The following is a 21,044-nucleotide window of genomic DNA, read 5'->3' on the forward strand; positions in this document are numbered from 1 at the left end:
AGATATAAAAAATTCCTATTACTTGCTATCCAGAACGGACGCTGGTTGGCGAATCTCAACATTTGGCGATTCCAATTTATTATCAATTCCAGCAATTTTCTTCCGAATCTTCTCGATCTTGTTACCATCTATCTCAATCTCGACAGCTTTTTGATACATCCTGCGAGCCTTTTCAACAAGCTCGTATTTATAATAAGCGTCTCCAAGGTGCTCGGCAATAATGCTTTCTGTTGATTTGGCTTTATGTGCCGCTTCAAGCAGAGGTATCGCCTCTGTTACTTTTCCTTGCTTAAACAAAACCCAACCCAGCGTATCAAGGACATATCCGTCCTTGGGTTCAAAACCAAGTGCCTTGCGTGCCAATGACTCGGCTTCCTCTAAATTCTGATTGAGCTCAGCGAATGTGTAGGCAAGGTAATTGAGAGCCTGGACATGATTGGTATCAATTTCGATCACTCTTCGCATTGCCTCTATCGTTTGCTTTGTATTTCCCACACGATCCTGCATTGAGCCTAAGAAAAACAGAAGTTGCGTGTGCTGAGGGAACTTGGCAACAGCTCCCGTCAGCATAGAAATAGCTTTTTCGTAAGCTTTTTTATCATCAAGCAGCGAAGCATAAAAGGCGTAGAATTGGGGCAGATCGTCTCTCTGCTGAAGGGCGGATTCTATAATACCTATCGCCGCGTCAAATTTTCCAACCACTTTACTCAGGTAAGCAGCATGTATGACAGCATCTGAATAGAAACCACTGCTGGCGGGAATCTGACGAAAATGTTCAATAGCTTCGTCGTAACGCTTCAGCTCCTCTAAAACAGCTCCTAAATAGAAGCGCGGCCTATCTGCTTGAGGATCGATTTCGAGCAGTCTCTGGAACTTTTCTACGGCCGCTAAATAATTCTTTTTTTCAACATACAAAAGGCCAAGTCTAAATTTCACTGATAAGTCATCTGGCTCAAATCCTTCAATGAATTCCAACTGTTTGGCTGCAGCATCGTACTGTTCTTGGTCTAAATATAAAGTCGACAATTGTTGAGCCACACGTTGATTTGGACCGAATTTTTCCTGATAGGACTCAAGTAGCTTTAGCGAAGGATTGGCTTTCCCTTGCTGCTCATACACCTTGGACAGAGCTAGGACTGACTCCACGTCAGAAGGATTTAGGCTCAATGCGCTGGAGAATGCCTTTTCCGCAAGATTCAGATTTTTTTTCCCACCCTGTTCTGTCCTTATCCTGCCAACGTAATAGTGAGCCTTATATTTCTCAGACTTCTCAAAATAAGGAGAAATGCCCTCGAATTGAGCAATGGCCTCTTCGTATTTTTTTTGCTCAGCGAGAATAGCCCCAATATAGATTCTGGCATCGATATTCCCTTTGTCGAAAAGTAGAATTGCACGATATTGATTCAGGGATTCCTCATACATTTTGAGTGACGAGTAGAGCCCTCCAAGCAGCAGCCTCCCCTCAGTTGACTGAGGGTCAAGTTTGACACCTATCTCGGCTTGCTCAATCGCTTCACTGAGCAATCCCTGTCGAACATATTCAATCGACAATCGAAGTCTCACCATAACGGAATTGGGATCATAGGCCAGAGTGATCTTAAATTCCTCAATGGCTCGCTCTGAATTTCCTTCGAGGCCATAGGACTCGCCCAGAGTAAAGTGGTAATCTGATTGGCTTTGCAAATAGGCGCTGTCGATATTAGGGGCATCTCCCTCCTGGTGGTCTGGAGGATCAAAGGCTTTTGGAGCTGGATTAAGATTAGTAAGATTTGATTCCCTTAAAATCCCCTCTTGTTGGCCTCGACGAACCATAACTGCGCAGGACGAAGCAAAGGCACTCGCCAGCAGCGCCAAAAATAGGTTTGTGCCCAAATCCCTCATTCCTTGCCTTTCCAAGCCAATCCAAACAGTCCAATGGGTTCTTCCTCCCCTCTTCGGAAGCTTCAGTGAGATGCTTGATTCAAACGCAGGAAAGCTCGCCCCGAAATCAACACCACCAGCCCTTGGGCCAGGTCGCAGGTTGCTGCCTTCATAAAAAAATAAGGCTTAGATATTATTGTGGTTTTTATGTCCATCTTCTGGGCATCAATTTGCCGCAGTCCCCAAATTATACTTAGTGTCATTAATAGGTGGTTTTAATGAAAAAGCCAGATTCCCAAGCTTGACAGGCTGTGGCGGGCAGGGCTATGTTCCGCCCGTTGATTCGGCTTGTCTTGAACTTTCGGTTGCGCTTAAAGGCGAAAGCGACGCGCAGGAATCGAGCCGGAGCGCCAGCGAGGAGGCTGGCAGAGGGACCATTTGTGGTCTTAATGGTTGAACTGAGTGGGGAAATACTTCCAGAGGGAGGCAGTCTGGTGAATCAGGAAATTATGGCTAACAAGGCAAATGTGAGAACAAAAATCATCAAACGGTACCAAAATCGTAAGCTCTATGACACGCAGCAGAGTTGCTACGTCACGCTAGACGACATCGCGAAGATGATTCGCAATAGCGAAGATGTTATGGTCATCGATAATAAAACTAAAAATGATATTACCGCAGCCACTTTAACCCAGATCATTTTTGAGGCTGAAAAGAAGGCCTCTCAGTACGCTCCGCTATTTACTCTGCGTGAGATCATCCAAAATGGAAATGGCAGTATTTCTGCCTATCTCGCAAAATTGGGAGCTTTTCCAAAGGATTATGCGTACTTACAGCCTGCTCCGGCGATCACCGAAAAAGTCGAGCCTGTGGAAATCAGCAAGGTCTCTACCGACGATATCAAGCAGTCTTTGGAAGAGAGAGTGGCCACCGCAGCAAATGCTGCCACTCAAAGTAGTGTTTATGGTGGCAACTTGAGTGAAATCACCCCTGATCTTCCAAACTCCAACAAAAGTCTCAACAATTAAGATATTTCTTAGATTTAGACTTAGTAACTCAGATGAGTTAAAACCCGGCGCAAAATGCCGGGTTTTCATTTTTGGAACAGAGCATAGAAGGTGGTGATTTTTTATGACTGATCCTCGGGACGTTCAGCGAACAGAACGCCAATTGATGAATACCTTATTCCCGGCTTTGACAAAAACTTCGACTGGAGCCATTTCTTCGCCAGAGGCCATGCCGGCGTCATTGAGACCTTCTACTTTGACTTTATGAGCCCCCTCTTTTGCCCAAATCCGAGCCACCTGAAATGTCTCTGGCAAGGTTGACCACTGCCGAGTATCAGCGCGGTCTAATATATTCATTCCAATCCAAGCCAGGTCCCCAAGTGCTGAATTTTTTTGCCTGACCTGGTCAGCAACGACTGCCTTGCTGACCAAACCGGCTACCCTCTTGGCGGCAAGGGCTGCATATTGATCACCCAACGTCTTCATGGCAGTGTCCTGAACCGAATAGACAAGCCGGGTTCTCTCCTCACCGACCCCCTCAATGGACATTCTGGCCTGAGTGGTTCGCGATTTCACAGGAAAAAGCTTTGGTAACCTCGGCGAAGAAGGGTCAGGACGTTTCCGCGGACTCCACCCCTGCTGGTAAATAAGAACAATTTCACCGTAACTCTTGTCCTTCCAGTGCTTTCTGGACTCAACTTCGGGGTAAGCCTTCTTGAGAGCCTTCAAGTCTTCTGTTCTTTGAGACAAAGTCGCTGCCCTGATGAGATCCTGGGTGATGTAAGGAAAGTTCGGATGCAATTCGCGGAATTTCTTATAATCTATAGGCATCGTCCCATTTGCGATCAGATTCCCAAATCATTGCCGCGAGGTAATATGCAAATGGGTTTTGCTCATAGTCTTTCTTGGCTTCATATTTGTAATTATAGAGCTTTTGATTAAGCTTACGGGTTTCGACAAGGGCCGCATCATGCTGATTTAGCATCAAAAAATTCACCGCCAAAATCGCATTGACCAATATTTTTTCATAGTCATCGCCTTTGTATTGAACCATCCCCTCATTTAGCAAAAGTGATCCAGCGATACGCGAAACACTATGGTAATCTTTTACCTCAGAGAGCTGGTCGGCCATAAGAAGAGCTTTGGTACTTTCTTCGTAATTACGAGCGATGTGAGCGGCCATCCCGTAGTCAAATAAATAGACCAGCCGATCATCTGAATCCTTCCAGGCCTTTTCTTTGAACTCCATGATGACCTGGTCCAGCTTATTATTCCGAATCAGCTCTTGCGCCTTGTCTGCCCTATAGTCAAAGGTGGCACAGCCAAAAACAATCAGGCTTAAAGAAAAAAAGGCGAGTCCTCTTTGAAGGCTCGCCCGTGTGACTGACAATTTCCTATCACTCATCGCATGTTTTCCCTGCTATCACATGCCAACGCGACGCTTTTGGAAAACTTTGCGAATTTGTTTGTAATCCGACCAAACTATAATTCCCGACTTAAGATTAGTCATATTGAGAGTAATTTTATAATAGACCGATTTATCCTTGCCGGCCTGTTGTACAATCGAGTCCAAGCGACCATTAATAATGAAGTCCGCACCAATCTGGCCACCAGCCGATTTTTTGGTCTCTCGATTCACCATTCCTGAGTCCTGATACTCGTACTCGTCCTTTATATCCTCCCGCGCTTCTTTGTCGACAAAAGCAACGCGACCACCCCGAGAGAGCTCCACTCGGACCATATCCATAATGCTCTGAGTGTCAATGTGCTCGCTCGTCTTGTTCTGAAGTTGAGTGACCATCACGACGGGCGGGCGCTTAGCGCTAGATATAGAGTAATGACTTGTCGCGCTAGACACCAAGTCGCGAACCGCATTCTGCATATCTGATTCTGACCACTGGTCGTTGAGTAAGTTAGTTCGATTCACATCCTCATCGTATTCGCCTTTAACAAAGGCTTTTGGCCCGCAAGAACTAAGAATAAAAAATGCCAAGAGAGCAACGAGTGAATAGGATTTCCGGTTCATGGTTAAACTCCTCAAAAAGATAAGTCATCTTAGAGAGAAAACCCAGACCGAGGCAAGCCCTTAAAACAGCTCTTTGTACGCGACTCAAGTTTCCGTCCATGTCCGTTTAGCGCGCCGCGCTGCACCTGATATGAATTCTAGCCTGTGAGGGCTATTTCGCAATTTTTGCACCGATACCCGAAAAATCGGCAAGCAAAAATATGGATTTCGAACTGCAAGGGGATGGAGGATGGAAATCGTGACCAGCGAGAGCGCTGCCCAGTTTTTTAGGTCCAAAATGGATTTTGAAGTGGAGGAATTCTGGATTGTGGGGCTCTCATCTTGCAAAACAATTATTTCGGCAAAATGTCTTTTTCGAGGCACGGTCGACTCGTGTTTGGTTCACCCTCGGGACATCATTCGATTCTCTTGTCTCACAAATTCCTCAACAGTGATTATCAGCCACAATCACCCCAGCGGCGATCCAACTCCATCCCTTCATGATATTCGTCTGACCCATAAGTTGCAGAGGATCGGACGTCTTGTACAGATCCCAGTGCTTGATCACGTCATCGTAACTCGACATAGCTTCACTAGTTTTCGAGAGAACAAATGGTTCAAACGATCTTTGGTTCAATGAGAGCCGCTATTACTGGGGTCGAATGGATCGGGCCTCTTATTCACAGAATCGTCGACCCGTCTAGGAAGGCGCAGAGGAACATCTTTCGCAATCGGCTGAATAGCAACGACTTCTAGTTTATCGTTGATCGAAAGATGAAAACCATCTCTCTCTGCATTTTCAAGTAACTGCCTCACAAATTCCTCGCGACTTCTTTTGTCATAGTCCAATCTAAATAGCTTTTGCTGCAAAATGGAATCCATCCTTAAAACGGGATCCCCATGGCTATTGTATTTCACAGTTCCACTGACATCCGCAAACACTTTGCCCGAATTGTCCTCAGATTCCTCTCCAATATATCCTTGATCAAGTTGTCTTTCTCTTTGGATGTACAAAAGAAGAATCGGTCACAGGCGCTGGCGCCAAACGACGATTATCCAATTCGATTCGCAGCGCATTTAATTCAGAGATCTTCGCCGCATCCTGCATCTGCTTGTCAAGATAGTCATCGATACGATCCATTTTTTTAACCGCAGAAACTTTTGGCTTCTCGATTGAATGTTTTCGTTGCTTAAAGACACCTTGGCTTTCCAAAAGTACCGCAAGCAAAGCCAAAATAATTACAAAAGGAAAAAACCCTGAAGCCTTCCACCCTCTTCTGAATCAGAAAATGAAGACTCCGATCCGCCTTGCCCCGTCCTTATCGATCTGGTATTCTTGGCCGTGGCCATCGTTAACCTCACAAATGAACATTAGGTGCAAATTATCCGCCAGAATACTTTCCGTAGCCACTTGATTTCAATGGTGTTTTTGAAATTGGATCCATTGGAACACGACAGTCATTTGACAGCTGAAAAATGATTGTACAGATTTACTCCTGAATTCCTCGCCGAGGCAGAATGATCTTAAACTGGGTTCCCTTTTTTAATGCGGATTCCACCAGAAGTTCTCCCCCGTGTTTTTGAACTATCCCGTAAGAAATGCTGAGTCCTAACCCGGTGCCCTTGCCTATCGACTTGGTTGTAAAAAAGGGATCAAAAATCTGCTCTACAGTAGATTGCGCCATTCCCCTTCCCGTGTCTCGAATCGAAATAAAAATTCGGTTCGAATCGAGCTTTCCTGTTTCAATATAAATTTCACCTTCACCTTCAATGGCCTGGGCCGCATTGGACAGAATATTCATAAAAACCTGATTAAGATGACTGGGATAGCAGACAATATGGGGAATCTTTCCAAATTTCTTGTGAACCTTGATTCGATTTTTGAATTCGCCAGTTAAAAGCCTCAAAGTTTCTTCGATTCCCTCATGAATGTCTGCCTCCTTGATTTGGCCTTCCTCCAATCGAGAAAAACTCCTGAGCCCCAGGACGATGTCTCTTGTCCGGCGCGCTCCTTCCTCACAGGAGTGAATCAGTTTGGGAAGGTCTTCAACAATATAATTAAAATCAACTCGCTTCATTTCACCCTTTAATTTTTGGGGATCCTTCTGGGCAATCTCAATCAATTTTATGAGTTTTTCAGAGTACTCATTGAGGTGGCTCATATTGCTATATATGAAGCCAATGGGGTTGTTCAATTCATGAGCGACTCCAGCAACCAACTGACCCAGACTTGCCATCTTTGCGGAATGCACGAGTCGAGCCTGAGTTTCTCTGATCTCACTATTGGCGCTCTCAAGTTCGTCGATCTTTGCCTTTAAGTCCTTTTGTACTTGATAGACACGTTGAGACATATCATTAAAGCTCTCGACCAATAGTCCGAGTTCTGTATCTCCCACGCCTTTCACTTCGATTCGACCTCGGTTCATGTCCATTTTCCGAAGTCCTTCCAACAATTCATAAAGAGGTCTCAGCAAAATTTTAGAGGAAATAATACTCAGAACTACAAGTAACAAAATAATCATTCCAACGACCGAAAAAAAAGCATAATTCACATTTTGCAAAATGGAACGTGAAGCGCTTTTTGATGCACCCAATCCCACAAAGAATTCAGAGTCTCCCCAACGTATGGGTTGAATCCTAAATCCGTAAGGAGAACCTTGAACCGTAAGATCAAAGTATGTCGACGTACCAGCAGCCAGGAATTTACGAAAAAATCCAGCCTTTAGCAGACGCAAATCAGCATGACTTGAAAAGATTTCCTCCCCTTGATTCTCAAAAAAGAAAATTTCCAAGCCAAGACGATTCTTTATTCCTTTGCGAAAATTTTCGTCCAAACTGATCACTTCTTCTAAGTAACTAATTGTCCGTCCCACTGAGTTTTTAATTTTTAGAAATACAGTTAAGTCTACACTTTGAGTAGTGACTCGACCCTTGCCATCCTTTTGTGTCCGAAAATCAACCAGGGTTACCTCATCCTTACCCTTCACTTTGTCTAGAAATTCGCTCTTTAACTCAACCGGCCCCCCTTCTATATTGTGACGTCTTTGAATTCTTCCATGTCCATCACGGTACAAAGCAATTTCGAGGCGTCCCTGCCGATCGTGTATCCATAAGCGATTGGCGTAGTGGCTTTTCATAGCTTCAATAACCAAATCACGGGCGGAAGAATAGGATCCTTTAGACAGTTGAAAAATAAGAGCATTGGACTGAGCAAGTCTTCGCGCTTGGACAAGCAGTCCATTTTCGAAATCAGAGATAATGACACTGATCTCTCGAGCATTTCCAGTTAGGCGCTGATTCAGCTCTTGATCAATTGCCTGCTCATATTTGACGAGAGAGTATCCGGTGATAAAAGTCAGCGGTATTATGGAAAAAAGAAGAAAAGACAGAATCAGAAGCGTGCGTAGAGATTTCTTGGGCTTTCTCGTTACTGCACTCATTCGTATCCATGTGGGTTGCGGCCCGTGAGCTGAGTTAATGAATCAATGCACTACTTTAATTTATTATCTTCAACCCATAGAATAAATCGAATTTGTCCCTGTGGCACCACCCGCCAGTGTGGTTCTTTGTCGATCCGGACTGGACCAAAGGTTCGCAACATTTTTAAAAGCTCTTCATAATTGGACTCAGGTATTGAAAAATGAAAATAACTTCCCTTTGGTTTCTTCCAACCCAATTCGACTTGCCCCGCTTTTACTCCACCAAGCCGCTTAATTTCACTCGCTATCCGAGAACTCCCATCCTCCAATTTATCTAAACTCATAAAGGCTCTGTACACAAAATTCTTCATTGGTTTATCACTCGGGGTCGAACTCTGAGCTCTTTCTTCACTGTCAACCTCAGCTGCCCCAGAAGAATCGACTTCCTCATCTTCCAAATGCCTAGCCTCTGAATCCTCGTGACGAGAAGAATCTGACTTCGCAGCAGAAACAACAGGCTTTGCAGATGGCGGGGACTTAGCAAGCTTGGGCGCCTTGTCTGCCTTGTCTGGGCTGTCCGCCGGAGGACCGAGTGGCTTGACCGGGGTGGTCGTTACATTGAGTGAAGCAGATACGTGTCCCTCGCCCTCATCTGAGCCTTCGTTGCCTTTGTCTGTTGTTTCCTGCTTGTCTTTGTCGGACTTTTCAACTTCCACCAAGATAACTTTGTCCGAAGCTTTGGGTAAAAGCTCGCCAACTCTTCCCCACGGAATTTTTATGGCTACCAAACCAGCGATTGAAGAAATCAGAATGGCCTCTATTCCCCATTTTACAGCGTCCGGCCAATCCTTCCAAAGGCGACCCTCTCGCATCCTTCCCCATAGATCCTTATGATCTCTTATTTCTTCTATCAAGGGTTGCGATATTTTGGTGAAGGACAGTTCATTGCAATATTTCAAGCCCTCCTGAATATGCTCTAACTCGCGTTTTGTTTCCCAATCTTGTAAAACAAATTCCTCAACGGCCGCCATTCTGGCGCTGTCAAGGTTCCCGGTTATAAAATCATAAAGCATTTTGCGCGCAAGAAAACGACTGAGCTTCCGTTTTGGAGGAGAAATGGAATCTCGACTGTCACTATTCATTGGCGAAATTCCCCACGACGAACGGCGCCCAAGATCACAAGCCCTCTTGCCACTCGATGGCGGATAGTCCCAACTGTCAAACCAAGCCCTTCTGAAATGGCATCTTCAGAAATTCCTAAAACTTTCGACCAAAGCACCGCCAGAAATTCATCTAGATCCGCCTCTTTCTGAAACTCCATCCACGGTCCAAGATCGACACCCTCTGGAATGAGCCAGCCAGCCTCATAGGAGATAGCTGCAGGACGACTTTTGGTCTGTTTTAATTTGTTAAAAAATGAATGAGTGACATGAACAATAACCGAAGGCCATTTCTCGGCGGGCAAATTCCCGCGTCCAATTCGATTCCGACATCGGTGAAGCGCTTTGATTGCAGCAATTCTGGAAAATTTCTCATCTAAGGCGGCAAAAAAGAAAAATAGCGCCAAGGATCGAATCCGGGCCTCACTATCCATGTTTAGTCCACTGTTAACTGCTTAAGAAGATCTAGTTCGTCCAGTACCTTACCTGAGCCCAAAACCACGCAAGACAGTGGATCCTCAGCAATTGACACGGGGAGGCCCGTTCTCTCCCGCAGTAAAACGTCCAAATTGGCTAAGAGGGCCCCGCCGCCGGTCAACACAATTCCATTGTCAACGATGTCAGAAGCTAACTCTGGCGGCGTTTTCTCTAGTGCTGTTCTCACCGCATCAACGACTTCACTCAAAGGATCCATCAAAGCATCGTTCACTTGAGAAGAAGAGATTTCAATCGTTTTTGGAGCCCCTGCGACTAAATCGCGACCCTTGATTTCGAGAATTCTCTCGTCCTCGAATGGATAAGCATTGCCTATCTTAATTTTAATTTCCTCTGCCGTTCTCTCCCCAATCAAAAGATTAAATTGACGACGAACGTAGTTAATTATCGCTTCATCGAATTTATCACCGGCTACCTTAATGGATTTGCAGTACACAATTCCGCCGAGTGAGATGACGGCCACTCCTGTCGTGCCACCTCCCATATCGACAACCATATTTCCAGTGGGTTCAGTTATGGGAAGTCCCGCGCCAATTGCTGCGGCCATTGGCTCTTCAATCAGGTAAACCTCTCGGGCCCCAGCCGAATGTGCCGATTCTTTGACCGCACGTTTTTCTACCTGGGTAATGCCGTATGGAACTGCAATAATAATTCTGGGACGAACAAGACTCTTCTTGGTTCCCGTTGATTTTGTTATGAAATATTTCAGCATTGACTGAGTCACTTCAAAATCTGCAATGACTCCATCTTTGATGGGACGAATTGCAACGATGGATCCGGGCGTTCTCCCCAACATGTCCTTGGCTTCCTTCCCTACTGCCAACACTCGATTTTGAATTCCACGATAGTTTTTTTGTACCGCAACGACCGATGGCTCATCTAGAATGATCCCCCTCCCCCTTGCATAAACAAGTGTGTTGGCCGTGCCCAAATCAATGGCTATATCGTTTGAAAAATACTCAGAAATCTTATCCACAAATCCCATGGTGCCACTCTTTATTGAATTGATTGATTCTCATCCAGAAATCCCACTCCTACTCTAGGCTAGACACAAAACGAGAGTCAATACAGGAAGTTACTATGCCGTGTTGACTTCGCTGGATTGGTCCGAGAAAATCGCAGGTCAAGGGTGCATGCAAAGATCTGGAAACTAGCCGGATCAATTGCAAAAAGGAGTGCCAATGCCTTCGAGTGACCCATTTTCCATTGTCCATCTATTTTTTACGACAAACCCAACACCCAAAGAGGCTCTTCGTCACCTTAAAGCTGGACATGAAATCCGCCTTCTGCTTGACGGACGTGAAGAATGTGCTCTCTTCTACCAACAGGATCAGGTCTTTTTCGAAAAACGAAAGGTGCCAACTGCCGATGTCGAATTCACCGTCGGGCCCGAGGCCATTCGCCAGTTGGCTAATTACCTCGGTGGGGGTGTCGGTCAGCTTGGAATAACGGTCATTAAGGAAATCTTGCTCGGGCATGTCCAAATTCGAGTGTGTGGTTCTGTCGTGAGAATACTCACTGGTGGATACCTGAAAATTATCGCCTCTGGAGGCCCTGAGTTATTGAACTTTTTGACCCAATATGGACTCAACACCCTTCCCAAAATCGCCCGGTTTATCCGTTCCTTAAAAAGATAGATTTTCAATCTTTCCAAAAGAGTTCTCTCTTCAATTCCAGTTGAAATTCCTGGACCTCTTTGTTTCGCCTAGCATCATCCCAATCCAAAGCATTCGAAAAGGTCTTTAAAAGAGGACCTATAAAGGATTCCCCATGGTCGCGTTTGGCAAGAAATAATGGTGTGCGCCTCAAAATAAAATCTGACAAATGAAAGCACATTGTGTTCTGAATGGCGAACTGCGCCTCGCATTGCCACATCCTTGTCTCGGGCGACTCTGAACTCGGGAGGCTCCGATAAATTTCAGCCAAACGCTCCGCTTCCAAGCCATGTCGCAAAATCAAAGAATGACCCACTGACTCTGGAATTCGCCAAAGGCCGGCATAAGTCAGTGAGTTTCTCCATGTTCCCTCATACTGTTGAACTGAGATCAATGGATTGAGCGGTTCCCTTGTGCAATTGCGGCCATACCGCGCCTGGTCTTCTGAGGGCAAGGTCCCAAGGACAATTTCCAATGTTTGCTCGGCCATATGACGATATGTCGTGTATTTACCTCCGGAAACAAAAGTAATTCCTGATGGATCATGAAGTATTAAATGTTCACGACTGGTTTTGCCTTCTGTGCTTGAACCATCATCTACCAGAGGTCTCACTCCTGCGTAACTACTTATCACATCATTGTAGGAAATTTTAATCCCGGGAAAATACTCGTTGATAACTCCTAAAAGATAATCAACATCTGCTCTCTGCGTACTTACGTTTGATGGGTCATCCAAATAATCTGTGTCTGTCGTTCCAATGATCACCATGTCGGGGCGAGGAATCGCAAAGATAATACGGCTTTGCTTATCTGCCGCCATAACCACAGCACTCGATAGAGGTAAGCGATCCCGCGCCAGAGTCAGATGAATTCCCTTCGATGGACGAATGATTTTTCGCCATTTTGGTATCAGGGCTTCTCCCACCTGATCTGTCCAAGGTCCTACCGTACTCACTATGTGCTTTGCCCTAACTATGATTTCCTTTCCACTCTCCAAATCTTTACAAATCAATTTTTGAAAGTGACGGGAATCCAAAATCCTCCCGACTGCCTTCACATAGCTAACGCAACGTGCTCCCCCATGAGCAGCCGATCTCAACGTCTCAAGAACCAAGCGATCGTCATCCATGTACGCGTCTGAATAAACATAAGAGCCCAAAAGATTCTTCGATTTCAAAGAGGGAACTCGGCTCAAAGTCAGACTGCTGTTGAGACGTTCATGCATTTCTGGGACTTCAAAAAGGGCCAAGGTGTCGTATAGCCACATTCCTAAGCCCATCTTGAACATTCCAACGCGTCCACCTCTATAAAGGGGCAAAACAAAACGAAGAGGGTGAACCAAATGAGGAGCTATTTCCATCAAAATTCTTCGCTCTCGCAAAGATTCAAAAACCAAACCAAACTCAAGATTTTCTAAGTAGCGAATTCCTCCATGGATGAGCTTACTCGAGCGTGAACTGGTACCAGAAGCAAAGTCCTGTGCTTCGACCAAAGCGACCTTCATACCCCTGGAAGACGCATCGCGAGCCACTCCAGCCCCATTGATTCCGCCGCCAATTATGGCCAAATCGTAGATTTCATGAGAGAACTCATCAATAAACTTCTGTCTTTCAGAAAACGAAAGCCCCTGCATGCAAGGTCTCCTTTGAAGGTGACAGGTTTCGGGAGTTTGGTATTTTGAGTATAATTGAACGTTAAACCTTCGTCGTCGAGGATTTTCATGAATGATCTCTCCGTGAGTTTGGTTGGAAAGATTTCTGACGCTATAGATAAGGCCATCAGTGAAACCAGTGGTCCTTTGATTGCTGCCTTTGATGCTGACGGGACTCTTTGGGACACAGATATGGGAGAGAATTTTTTTTTCCATCAAATTGAGCAAAAGCTCTTAAAAAATCTTCCTCCTGAGCCATGGGAGCACTATCTCAGATTAAAAAGGGAGGTCTCTCCGCAAGTCGCCTACCTATGGTTAGCTCAAATTAATGCGGGTCAGCCCCTCAAGCAGGTTCGCAAATGGAGTGAAGAGTGTGTAAAAGCTCACTCGCCTCTCCCAATCTTTAACGGACAGAAGAGGCTCATTGATCTGCTCCATTCTAAAGACGTCATAGTTTATGTTGTGACCGCAAGCATCAAGTGGTCTGTCGAACCTGCAGCAGCTATTTACGGAATTTCGCCTGACAGGGTACTTGGAATAACCACAAGAATTGACGGAGAAGGTCTGGTCACCACAGAACAAGACGGACCTATCACGTGGAGGGAAGGAAAAGTGGAGGGACTTTTGAAAACCACAAACGGAATTCGACCCTTCTTTTGTTCTGGAAATACTCCCGGGGATCTCGCGCTTCTTGAATCAGCAACCCATGTGCGATTGGCTATGGCGGCTTCGAAGGGCGACCCAGAACTTTTTGAAGACGAGCTGCGTCTCGTTGAAATTGCTAAAAACAGGGGCTGGTTTTACCATTTGCCTGTTTCGGACGGTCCCTTTTAGGAAGCGTTCAATACTTTTGGATCTTAGTCCAGATTACAGTTTTTTCAGACCTCTGCACCGATCTTTTTTCTCTTTTTTTCACTTTTCAAGATAATTATTAATGATAGCATTCAAACAATGGATGAAATATCAAGACAACAGAGGCGTTCGTTTTTGTTTATGGTGGCAGGGGCTCTTCCAGGTATTGGACTCTTCGGGGGTATTTCCTCAATTTTTGGTGGTAAAACATTCGTCACCAACTATACCATCCACCTTGATCACTTAGATGAGAAAGCCTTTTCTGCCTACAACGGAGACGTTACAGCGATTCCTTTTTTGAAGATTGTTCTTCCAGATCTTGATTCCTCATGGGCAGATCGCTACCTATTCGTCAGAAAGAACTTTGCTTCGAATAGATCTTTGATTCGTTCTTCAAGAGTACTCGGCAAAGACTCGAAGAGTGTCAGCTTTGTCAATGTCTGGAAGTCTCGCGAGGCATTTACCTCTTACTGCGAGTCTGCTGACATGAAGCACTTAGATTCTAAATTCCGTGCAGCTGGCTGTCAGCCCTCCCTCTCATTTCCCAGCTAATGATTTTCAGCCTTTCGAAGGCTGTCATCAGTTTCCTTTCAGATTACTTACGCAGGAATTGCTCGCAGCAAAGGCCGGAATTTGGCAGACCCCGCCCGTGCATTCAACCGGGTGAGCTTTGGCCTCATAGCTTTTCAATTGATCTTCCAGCTTTTTCCAATTTTCGGTGTCATCGGTATCCACGCTCGTCAAGGCCCGCTTTTGAAGTTGAACAGCTAAACTCAGCCGATTGGTTTTGGCGTAATATTCTGCGACCGGCGGCAAAAGAATCCAACGATATTTTAGAAACTTCTCGCGTAATTGGGGATCCGAATGGTTTTCAGTCAGATCGACAGCTCGTTCAGCCGCTTCATCTCCCAGCTTTAGGTCCCATTTCTCAGATGAAATCGCGGGGTGGATGATCATTTCCAAAATATTTGCCAGCACCTGGACGTGGTCAAAATTATTTCTGATCCTCGCTTCTATCAGACTCTGGCCTTGCTCATGTTGGCCATCTTGAATCAAAGCCTCTATCAGGTATTTGGCAAACAACGCATCGGCCATAGGTGTGTTAAGTGCGAGTCCCTCTTCAGCCACCCGGATCATGTTTTTCCACTCAGCTGCCGCTCTTGCTTCTTGCACCTGAGGTAACAAGGACGTTGCCTTTTCCTCGGCCTCAAATGCCAGCTTTTCTCTTTCCGCATATTGCTTGTAGTCCGCGCTGGACTCCCAGGTACCGTTCACAATCTGTTCCAGAGGGTTTCCCAGCTCCGGTTCATCCAGGTCCATAGGATGGCCTATGAACAAGATTGTTCCCGAGCCATTGACCACCATGGCGCGAGGAATTCCAGGGGCGGCCGAAGCCTTTAACCATTTTTCCTTCATCCAGCCCGTGCTATCAAAGGCCACCGCGTAGCCCATCTCTGTTGATTCCAAAAATTTAGCGAGTCCGGAAATTTGTTCTTCGCGCGTACCTTGTTCGCTGGAAGCGATTCCGATGACAGTCAGACGGCTGCCATATTTAGCTTGCAATTCATTTAAGTGGGGAATTGAATCGACACATGGACCACACCAAGTTCCCCAAAATTCTACGACATAAACATGGCCGGGCTCAAATTCTTTGATCTCGGGTCCCTTCAGCCATTGTTCTACTCTCAATTTGGGGGCCGTTGAGCCCATCCGCAACTCAGGCAAAGCTTGGGTTTGAACAGTCAAAAACGCAAATCCGCAAGCCAGGATACCCCTCAACATATTCTCGTCTCCCTTTGATAGAAAAATCCATTGGTGCGGTTTTGAAATAGAGGAAACAAATGAGGGCGTCAACATAAACTGAAAACTTTATTTCCGCTGAAGGCTGCGACTCAAAAGTCATCCTAGACCAAGCTCACATTGAGAAAAAATGAACTCGATGCGCTCAACGAAATTGAGGACAAGCCCTAGTTTCTTGCCAAATTTTTCTCGGCTAAAACATGGGGACCAAATTCGTACTGCGACAGAAGCTTGCCTGCTGTAAATCCGCATTTTATATAAAACTCGAGAGCAGCCATGCGAGGCATGGTCCAGAGGACAGTCCGCCCCAATTTCAAGGACTCCTGCTCGGCTTTAAAAATCAGCTCTCTGCCAATTCCTGTGCCTCTCTCCTCCGGATGAACCCATAGTCCCCTGCACCGAAAATGATCCTCCGAAGTGGGAAATGCACTCAGCACAGCTACCAATTGATTATTTTTACCCCTAAATCCGCCCCAGAAAAAAACAGGATTTAGCCTTCCCATTTCTAAACTGAGTTCACCCAAGTGATCAATTATGCTTGTCGGCTCAATTCTGCTCCTCCGACTTGGCCAAAGACAATGCTCCCAAATAGGAAGAATTTCTCTAAAAGAAATTTCTTGTATCAGAATTTTCATTTTTTGTATCAGCACTATCTGTTGAACATCGACGACCAAAAATAGTAAATCTAAAAAAGGATCTCCCAGGGTAGCGGAACAGTCTCTCGCCTGCCCATAATATCTCAACAAAAGGAGAGACTTGCCTCTCAAAATCTTTGAGACTCTTTGGGGAATCAACGTGAGTCTTGTGGTCCATATCCGTTGACTGTAAGAGCACTTTGGTTCCGTCAGGGATGCTCTTCAACCATTCGCGAGAAGAAAAATGCTCGCAGGAGGAGTTAACGATCAGGTTGGGATTTTGCGAGAAAAAAGACTCATCCCCTTTTAAATCATTGCAATCCAATTGAAAAAAACTCGCTTCGAACCCAAAACACATCCAGTTTTCGAGCATTCCTCTTGAGATATGCAGCGCCTCTGCATCTAAATCGAAAAGACCCAAAGATCGAATTCCTATTCTCTCACGAGACAAAAGAAGAAATGGCAACATCCCATACCATGAACCATAGACCCACAAAACGATCGGTTGAGAAGATCCGAACTCCCTTTCAATAATCTCACAGAGCCATAGCTTTGATGATATCTGTCCGCTTGACCAGGCTTCTCCATCGACCTCAAATTTTCGAGGCGGCATGTTTAATTTGAGTTCCCCATCAATTGAAGTAAATGGCTCATTAAACACAAATGGTCCTAGGGTTGAAATGGAAAAAGGCTTCCATGATAACAATAAGTAATCAAAAATGAATATGCTCCAGTTTGAGTGATAAGGAAATAATTTTATGCGGCCTTTCGACAATATTGAATTCTCGATTTTGGAATCAGTCCATTCAGATCAGATCGTCGGGTTAAGACGCAAAGAGTACCTCAGGTACTACGGCAGGAGAGTCGTATCAGATTGCTTAAATTGGAATCAAACTGATCAAAATTCTCTTCATCTTGGCTTTGTAGACAAAATTGACAAGAAAATCGTATCTTGTCTGCGACTTTCCCTTTTTCAATCAAAGGAGAAATTGGAATTATCCACTCTTCTGCCAACACCCGCAGAACTGCAGCCGACCTATGGTCTGATCGCTCGAGCTGCTTGTGATATGAGCCACTCTCGGATTGGACTGCATAGTATCTTGCGTTGTCGGGCGCTGGAAATCTGCCGTGAGCTCGGCGTGACAAGCATCCTCGGAACCACCGAAGCTTCAGCGGCTCAGTTGAACTCCTTAATAGGGATCGGCTGTCGCATTCTCGGAAATACCGACAGATGGGGCGATTCAAGCACAATTCGAAATAGCGGGGACGTGCTCCTCATCGGCATCGTGAATGCCCACGATCGTGACCTTGCCATCGAAAAATTAAGGCAAAAATACCGCCTCAGTCCCATCAAGTTTGATTCTTCACTCGCGCCTATGATAAAAGGTTGATCCGCTTCAGTCCAAAGAGAGAGAGCCGATTATTTCTTCCATCTCATCTACCTCTTTTAGTGCTGCATGAGTCAAATTTCGATAGCCTGTCTCAGTCACAGCAATATTATCTTCGATTCGAATGCCCAATCCACGTAATTCCTTTGGTGCCTTTTCATCGCTGCGAGGAATATATATTCCCGGCTCTACGGTAAAGCACATTCCCGACTCCAATTGTCTCGATTCTCCACCGATTTCGACCATTCCCGAATCATGAACGTCCATCCCCAACCAGTGACTCACTCCATGAGGGTAATATTTCCGGTATGAACCAGTCTGGATGATCTCTGATTTTGATCCGGTTAAAAGCTTTTCATCGATCATAACTTCAACCAGTCCCTCAATTGTTCTTTCTTGGAGTTTTGAAAACTTTAGACCGGGTTTTACCATCTCTATCAATTCCTTTTGTAGACCTAACACCTTCTGGTAGATTCTCCTTTGAGTCTCTGTAAATTTTCCGTTAACCGGATAAGTGCGAGTGATGTCTCCCGTGTAGAAATAATATTCACCTCCGGCGTCAACGAGCATTAAGTCCCCTTCGCGCAGTTCCTGGTCGTTAAAAACGTAGTGAAGCGTCGTGGCATTAGCTCCTCCGGCAACAATAGTTCCGTAACCTTCTCGTGCAGCACCCCTCTTCATTATTTCAAAAACAAAACGACCCTGAATTTCACGTTCATTCATCCCGGGTCGAACGTATTTCATGACTTCCACGTGAGCCTCAGCCGAAATCTGACAAGCTCGTGCCATGGTTTCGATCTCATATGGGGACTTTATGAGACGCATTTCGCCTATCTGTGGATAGGCGTCTGATATTGGCAAGAGTCCAAGTCCACTTCGCCGTCTCATGTCCCTCAGATTTAATATCACTCGACTGACTCTCTCATCAAACTCAATGTCATGAAAGAGCGTGTAGTAAACTCTCTCAACCTCGGCGAGAAGTTTCGGACATTCCTTTTCAAAATCTTCAATCAAATAGGCTTGATCGATTCCGAAATTTGCAGTAACTCCCTCAGGACCATAGCGAAACCCCTCCCATGTCTCACGCAGAACATCTTTGTCTCGAACAAACAATACGGATTCGGGCTTCTTTCCTGGACGAAAAACCAAAACTGATTCGGGCTCTTCAAACCCAGTCAAATAAAACAAATTTGAGTCTTGGCGGTAAGGATGGTGAACATCGTTATTACGGATATATTCGGGTGCTGCCGGCGCAATCAGCGCCCCTCCCTCAACTTTGTGGGCCAAGCGTTCCCTTCTCTCCTTGAAGACTCTCATATCATGAACAGGCCTTCTCATTAAACCTCCTCAAAATCCATATTTCTCAGCAATCTTTCGAGCCAGCCGTGCGCCCGCCAACTCTCCGACGTTCACAAGTCCCGTCCGGTTATCAAAATCATACATTTTAAAATCTTTTGTCTCAACGTCAATGATGTCAGTTACGTATTGTCGCGCTTCAATATTGGAGCGACGTATTTCCTGCCAGAGCAATGCCGATTGATACTCTTCTAATAATTCATCCTGCGCCAACAGCTCACCTGATCCCAAGACATTGATCAAAATGATGACATCATAGTCCCTCTTCTTTAGATACCTCACGGAATCCACCACTGAAAATGCCGCTGCCATCCAGGGACTGCTCGGCTTGAATAAAGGAGGATAGGGCAAACATTTGCTGATAACCCCCATCATATCTCCTCGATCCTGCCAAACGAGAGTTCCGCTCCATAGAGAGAGAGAAGGGCATCCAAAGGCAATTCGCGTCCGGTCTGCCTGATTCCCCTTGAGATTCCGATGAAAATAATCATTCAGAACTTTAATAGACTCGGCCTTAAAACGCGAAGAAAAGAGGCCTTTTCCAGGGAGATCGGCCTTCTGTAACTTATAAAGCTTCCATTCGACCTCATGGACCTGCCCATTTTGCGCGAATATTCCTGCGACCAAGGCGCCCCATTCAATTCCAACGACGGCAGATATTGGAATCTTCGCCTTTATCAGCTCTTTTAATACGCCCGCATGCGCAAAGCTCTTAACCCCTCCAGGCCCCAAAATAACAGCCACCTTCGGAACATGTCCTCCAGCTCTGGCACCTGCTCCTGAAATTGAAGTTGGTTCCCCTGCCTCGGACTCAGATTTCTCGGCCGTGTGCTGCTCTTTTGTCGCTTGTTTGTGGGATTCCCCAGGCTGATTGATTGTCTGATCGCGAGTTTTGACCAAACCACAACCCAACATTGAAAAAAAACACAAAAGAAGACCTAGCCTTTGAATATTCACTCCCCATTCCTCTCAAGAAAAATAAAAAATTCCTGATTCCCGTCGGCTCCTATCAAACCACTTTCAAAATAAGCTAGCACTTTCAGATTTTCAGATTCGGCACAATTACGAATTTTTACCTGCACCTTGTCATACTCACTTCGAGATCTTACCACTCCGCGTTTAGTCAAATTCTGTGCCCCGACTTCAAATTGAGGTTTTACCAAAGCCAAGGCCTTTGCACCTTTTTTCATCAATTTCGCAACAACGGGTATGACCTGAGTGAGGGATACAAAAGACACATCAATCACGACGAGCCCGTAAGCCTGATTGAAACTCGAAGAGAGTTCGGGATGGAGGTGAATCCCCCTTACGTTGACTCCCTCAAAACTCACGACCCGAGAATCTGCTTTAATTTTTGGATGAAGTTGGCCATGCCCCACATCGAGTCCAACTACGGCCTTGCATCCTGCCTGCAACAAGCAGTCAGTGAAGCCGCCAGTTGACTGACCTATATCAAGCGCTGTGATCCCTTCAACGGATAGATCTATGCGTTTTAAGGCTGCTTCCAATTTTAATCCAGCCCGAGAAACATATTTGAGTAAATCTGGTGAAACAAGTCGGACCAAAAACTCCTCTCCCGATGGAACTCCCCAGTGAGGCAAATTCATAACCGTCCATCGGCCCTTCCAGCAGATTTCGACTTGACCAGATTTAATTAGTTCCCGTGCCTTGGTCCTGGATGGTGCCAGACCTTGTCCTACCAGCCATAAATCCAATCGCATATTTTTTGATTTTGGCTTTTCCAAAAAATAGACACCCGCC

24 protein-coding genes are annotated in these 21,044 nt (G+C 45.5%); 7 read left to right on the plus strand and 17 right to left on the minus strand.

All coding sequences use genetic code 11. From position 1 onward, the window contains the following. Window positions 1-18 precede the first annotated feature (18 nt). A complete protein-coding gene (locus IPJ71_15900) occupies window positions 19-1,881 on the minus strand; it encodes a tetratricopeptide repeat protein (GenBank protein MBK7845141.1) in 1,863 nt (620 codons plus the stop codon). A gap of 235 nt (window positions 1,882-2,116) precedes the next feature. Between IPJ71_15900 and IPJ71_15905 the strand changes: the two genes are divergently transcribed. Continuing rightward, window positions 2,117-2,317 carry a hypothetical protein gene (locus tag IPJ71_15905; GenBank protein ID MBK7845142.1) on the plus strand — a complete coding sequence of 67 codons (201 nt, stop codon included), beginning with the start codon at window positions 2,117-2,119 and terminating at the stop codon, window positions 2,315-2,317. 34 nt (window positions 2,318-2,351) lie between these two features. After that, on the plus strand, window positions 2,352-2,888 hold the full coding sequence (locus tag IPJ71_15910) for a polyhydroxyalkanoate synthesis regulator DNA-binding domain-containing protein (GenBank protein MBK7845143.1): 537 nt from the start codon (window positions 2,352-2,354) through the stop codon (window positions 2,886-2,888). A 123-nt stretch (window positions 2,889-3,011) separates the two neighbouring features. Here IPJ71_15910 and IPJ71_15915 read toward each other — a convergent pair whose 3' ends face one another. The 3 genes from IPJ71_15915 to lpoB are packed head-to-tail and all read right to left on the minus strand — an operon-like array spanning window position 3,012 to window position 4,893. Continuing rightward, window positions 3,012-3,698 carry a hypothetical protein gene (locus IPJ71_15915; protein ID MBK7845144.1) on the minus strand — a complete coding sequence of 229 codons (687 nt, stop codon included), beginning with the start codon at window positions 3,696-3,698 and terminating at the stop codon, window positions 3,012-3,014. Then, window positions 3,682-4,272, minus strand: coding sequence for a hypothetical protein (locus tag IPJ71_15920; protein MBK7845145.1), 591 nt, complete (start codon window positions 4,270-4,272; stop codon window positions 3,682-3,684). Before IPJ71_15920 ends, IPJ71_15915 begins: the two co-directional genes overlap by 17 nt. 18 nt (window positions 4,273-4,290) lie before the next feature. Continuing rightward, window positions 4,291-4,893, minus strand: a complete 603-nt coding sequence (gene lpoB, locus IPJ71_15925) for a penicillin-binding protein activator LpoB (GenBank protein ID MBK7845146.1) — start codon at window positions 4,891-4,893, stop codon at window positions 4,291-4,293. Between the two features lie 229 nt (window positions 4,894-5,122). Between lpoB and IPJ71_15930 the strand changes: the two genes are divergently transcribed. Further along, the gene (locus IPJ71_15930) at window positions 5,123-5,512 is read left to right on the plus strand and encodes a JAB domain-containing protein (GenBank protein ID MBK7845147.1); all 390 of its coding nucleotides are present in this window, start codon (window positions 5,123-5,125) and stop codon (window positions 5,510-5,512) included. Here the strand turns inward: IPJ71_15930 and IPJ71_15935 are convergent. The 6 genes from IPJ71_15935 to IPJ71_15960 form a co-directional block, all read right to left on the minus strand. Beyond that, window positions 5,506-5,886 carry a hypothetical protein gene (locus IPJ71_15935; GenBank protein MBK7845148.1) on the minus strand — a complete coding sequence of 127 codons (381 nt, stop codon included), beginning with the start codon at window positions 5,884-5,886 and terminating at the stop codon, window positions 5,506-5,508. The genes IPJ71_15930 and IPJ71_15935 overlap by 7 nt on opposite strands. Beyond that, window positions 5,858-6,013, minus strand: coding sequence for a hypothetical protein (locus IPJ71_15940; protein MBK7845149.1), 156 nt, complete (start codon window positions 6,011-6,013; stop codon window positions 5,858-5,860). The genes IPJ71_15935 and IPJ71_15940 overlap by 29 nt, the downstream gene beginning before the upstream one ends. A 349-nt stretch (window positions 6,014-6,362) precedes the next feature. Continuing rightward, window positions 6,363-8,312, minus strand: coding sequence for a two-component sensor histidine kinase (locus tag IPJ71_15945; GenBank protein ID MBK7845150.1), 1,950 nt, complete (start codon window positions 8,310-8,312; stop codon window positions 6,363-6,365). Between the two features lie 50 nt (window positions 8,313-8,362). Beyond that, a complete protein-coding gene (locus IPJ71_15950) occupies window positions 8,363-9,433 on the minus strand; it encodes a hypothetical protein (GenBank protein MBK7845151.1) in 1,071 nt (356 codons plus the stop codon). Further along, window positions 9,430-9,885: a hypothetical protein gene (locus IPJ71_15955; protein ID MBK7845152.1), complete on the minus strand. Its 456-nt coding sequence runs from the start codon at window positions 9,883-9,885 to the stop codon at window positions 9,430-9,432. The genes IPJ71_15950 and IPJ71_15955 overlap by 4 nt, the downstream gene beginning before the upstream one ends. A gap of 2 nt (window positions 9,886-9,887) precedes the next feature. Beyond that, window positions 9,888-10,931, minus strand: coding sequence for a rod shape-determining protein (locus tag IPJ71_15960; GenBank protein MBK7845153.1), 1,044 nt, complete (start codon window positions 10,929-10,931; stop codon window positions 9,888-9,890). Between the two features lie 196 nt (window positions 10,932-11,127). Between IPJ71_15960 and IPJ71_15965 the strand changes: the two genes are divergently transcribed. Continuing rightward, window positions 11,128-11,583, plus strand: a complete 456-nt coding sequence (locus IPJ71_15965) for a hypothetical protein (GenBank protein ID MBK7845154.1) — start codon at window positions 11,128-11,130, stop codon at window positions 11,581-11,583. 4 nt (window positions 11,584-11,587) lie between these two features. Here IPJ71_15965 and IPJ71_15970 read toward each other — a convergent pair whose 3' ends face one another. Further along, window positions 11,588-13,234, minus strand: a complete 1,647-nt coding sequence (locus IPJ71_15970; protein ID MBK7845155.1) for a glycerol-3-phosphate dehydrogenase/oxidase — start codon at window positions 13,232-13,234, stop codon at window positions 11,588-11,590. Between the two features lie 87 nt (window positions 13,235-13,321). On the opposite strand from IPJ71_15970, the gene IPJ71_15975 reads away from it, so the two are divergent. Together IPJ71_15975 and IPJ71_15980 are read left to right on the plus strand one after the other, a co-directional pair. Next, window positions 13,322-14,086, plus strand: coding sequence for a haloacid dehalogenase-like hydrolase (locus IPJ71_15975; protein MBK7845156.1), 765 nt, complete (start codon window positions 13,322-13,324; stop codon window positions 14,084-14,086). A gap of 117 nt (window positions 14,087-14,203) precedes the next feature. Continuing rightward, window positions 14,204-14,656, plus strand: a complete 453-nt coding sequence (locus IPJ71_15980; GenBank protein ID MBK7845157.1) for a hypothetical protein — start codon at window positions 14,204-14,206, stop codon at window positions 14,654-14,656. A gap of 27 nt (window positions 14,657-14,683) precedes the next feature. On the opposite strand, the gene IPJ71_15985 is transcribed toward IPJ71_15980, so the two are convergent. The 3 genes from IPJ71_15985 to IPJ71_15995 all read right to left on the minus strand — a co-directional run bounded on the left by IPJ71_15985 (window position 14,684) and on the right by IPJ71_15995 (window position 17,152). Beyond that, complete coding sequence (locus IPJ71_15985) at window positions 14,684-15,886, minus strand: TlpA family protein disulfide reductase (GenBank protein ID MBK7845158.1); 1,203 nt, start codon at window positions 15,884-15,886, stop codon at window positions 14,684-14,686. A 185-nt stretch (window positions 15,887-16,071) separates the two neighbouring features. Further along, the gene (locus IPJ71_15990; GenBank protein ID MBK7845159.1) at window positions 16,072-16,539 is read right to left on the minus strand and encodes a GNAT family N-acetyltransferase; all 468 of its coding nucleotides are present in this window, start codon (window positions 16,537-16,539) and stop codon (window positions 16,072-16,074) included. After that, window positions 16,508-17,152 (minus strand): hypothetical protein, encoded by a 645-nt coding sequence (locus tag IPJ71_15995; protein ID MBK7845160.1) that lies wholly within the window; start codon window positions 17,150-17,152, stop codon window positions 16,508-16,510. The genes IPJ71_15990 and IPJ71_15995 overlap by 32 nt, the downstream gene beginning before the upstream one ends. 145 nt (window positions 17,153-17,297) lie before the next feature. Here IPJ71_15995 and IPJ71_16000 point away from each other — a divergent pair, with 145 nt between their 5' ends. After that, a complete protein-coding gene (locus IPJ71_16000; protein ID MBK7845161.1) occupies window positions 17,298-17,930 on the plus strand; it encodes a hypothetical protein in 633 nt (210 codons plus the stop codon). A 6-nt stretch (window positions 17,931-17,936) separates the two neighbouring features. Here IPJ71_16000 and IPJ71_16005 read toward each other — a convergent pair whose 3' ends face one another. Genes IPJ71_16005 through IPJ71_16015 form a run of 3 tightly spaced genes read right to left on the minus strand, consistent with a single transcriptional unit; the run spans window position 17,937 to window position 21,004 of the window. Continuing rightward, a complete protein-coding gene (locus IPJ71_16005; GenBank protein MBK7845162.1) occupies window positions 17,937-19,265 on the minus strand; it encodes an aminopeptidase P N-terminal domain-containing protein in 1,329 nt (442 codons plus the stop codon). Window positions 19,266-19,274: 9 nt separating this feature from the next. Then, window positions 19,275-20,240: a hypothetical protein gene (locus tag IPJ71_16010; GenBank protein ID MBK7845163.1), complete on the minus strand. Its 966-nt coding sequence runs from the start codon at window positions 20,238-20,240 to the stop codon at window positions 19,275-19,277. Continuing rightward, window positions 20,237-21,004: a TlyA family RNA methyltransferase gene (locus tag IPJ71_16015; protein ID MBK7845164.1), complete on the minus strand. Its 768-nt coding sequence runs from the start codon at window positions 21,002-21,004 to the stop codon at window positions 20,237-20,239. The genes IPJ71_16010 and IPJ71_16015 overlap by 4 nt, the downstream gene beginning before the upstream one ends. Window positions 21,005-21,044: the final 40 nt, after the last annotated feature.

This window comes from Bdellovibrionales bacterium (assembly GCA_016714165.1).
In the GTDB taxonomy this organism is placed as follows: domain Bacteria; phylum Bdellovibrionota; class Bdellovibrionia; order Bdellovibrionales; family UBA1609; genus JADJVA01.

Coding starts and splice junctions, on each gene's coding strand:
- IPJ71_16015 (MBK7845164.1), bottom strand. CDS start 21,004: ATGCGATTGGATTTATGGCTGGTAGGACAAGGTCTGGCACCATCCAGG.
- IPJ71_16005 (MBK7845162.1), bottom strand. CDS start 19,265: ATGAGAAGGCCTGTTCATGATATGAGAGTCTTCAAGGAGAGAAGGGAA.
- IPJ71_15990 (MBK7845159.1), bottom strand. CDS start 16,539: ATGAAAATTCTGATACAAGAAATTTCTTTTAGAGAAATTCTTCCTATT.
- IPJ71_15980 (MBK7845157.1), top strand. CDS start 14,204: ATGGATGAAATATCAAGACAACAGAGGCGTTCGTTTTTGTTTATGGTG.
- IPJ71_15900 (MBK7845141.1), bottom strand. CDS start 1,881: ATGAGGGATTTGGGCACAAACCTATTTTTGGCGCTGCTGGCGAGTGCC.
- IPJ71_15915 (MBK7845144.1), bottom strand. CDS start 3,698: ATGCCTATAGATTATAAGAAATTCCGCGAATTGCATCCGAACTTTCCT.
- lpoB (MBK7845146.1), bottom strand. CDS start 4,893: ATGAACCGGAAATCCTATTCACTCGTTGCTCTCTTGGCATTTTTTATT.
- IPJ71_15930 (MBK7845147.1), top strand. CDS start 5,123: ATGGAAATCGTGACCAGCGAGAGCGCTGCCCAGTTTTTTAGGTCCAAA.
- IPJ71_15945 (MBK7845150.1), bottom strand. CDS start 8,312: ATGAGTGCAGTAACGAGAAAGCCCAAGAAATCTCTACGCACGCTTCTG.
- IPJ71_15950 (MBK7845151.1), bottom strand. CDS start 9,433: ATGAATAGTGACAGTCGAGATTCCATTTCTCCTCCAAAACGGAAGCTC.
- IPJ71_15985 (MBK7845158.1), bottom strand. CDS start 15,886: ATGTTGAGGGGTATCCTGGCTTGCGGATTTGCGTTTTTGACTGTTCAA.
- IPJ71_15920 (MBK7845145.1), bottom strand. CDS start 4,272: ATGAGTGATAGGAAATTGTCAGTCACACGGGCGAGCCTTCAAAGAGGA.
- IPJ71_15965 (MBK7845154.1), top strand. CDS start 11,128: ATGCCTTCGAGTGACCCATTTTCCATTGTCCATCTATTTTTTACGACA.
- IPJ71_15970 (MBK7845155.1), bottom strand. CDS start 13,234: ATGCAGGGGCTTTCGTTTTCTGAAAGACAGAAGTTTATTGATGAGTTC.
- IPJ71_15955 (MBK7845152.1), bottom strand. CDS start 9,885: ATGGATAGTGAGGCCCGGATTCGATCCTTGGCGCTATTTTTCTTTTTT.
- IPJ71_15960 (MBK7845153.1), bottom strand. CDS start 10,931: ATGGGATTTGTGGATAAGATTTCTGAGTATTTTTCAAACGATATAGCC.
- IPJ71_16000 (MBK7845161.1), top strand. CDS start 17,298: ATGCGGCCTTTCGACAATATTGAATTCTCGATTTTGGAATCAGTCCAT.
- IPJ71_15940 (MBK7845149.1), bottom strand. CDS start 6,013: ATGGATCGTATCGATGACTATCTTGACAAGCAGATGCAGGATGCGGCG.
- IPJ71_15995 (MBK7845160.1), bottom strand. CDS start 17,152: ATGCCGCCTCGAAAATTTGAGGTCGATGGAGAAGCCTGGTCAAGCGGA.
- IPJ71_15975 (MBK7845156.1), top strand. CDS start 13,322: ATGAATGATCTCTCCGTGAGTTTGGTTGGAAAGATTTCTGACGCTATA.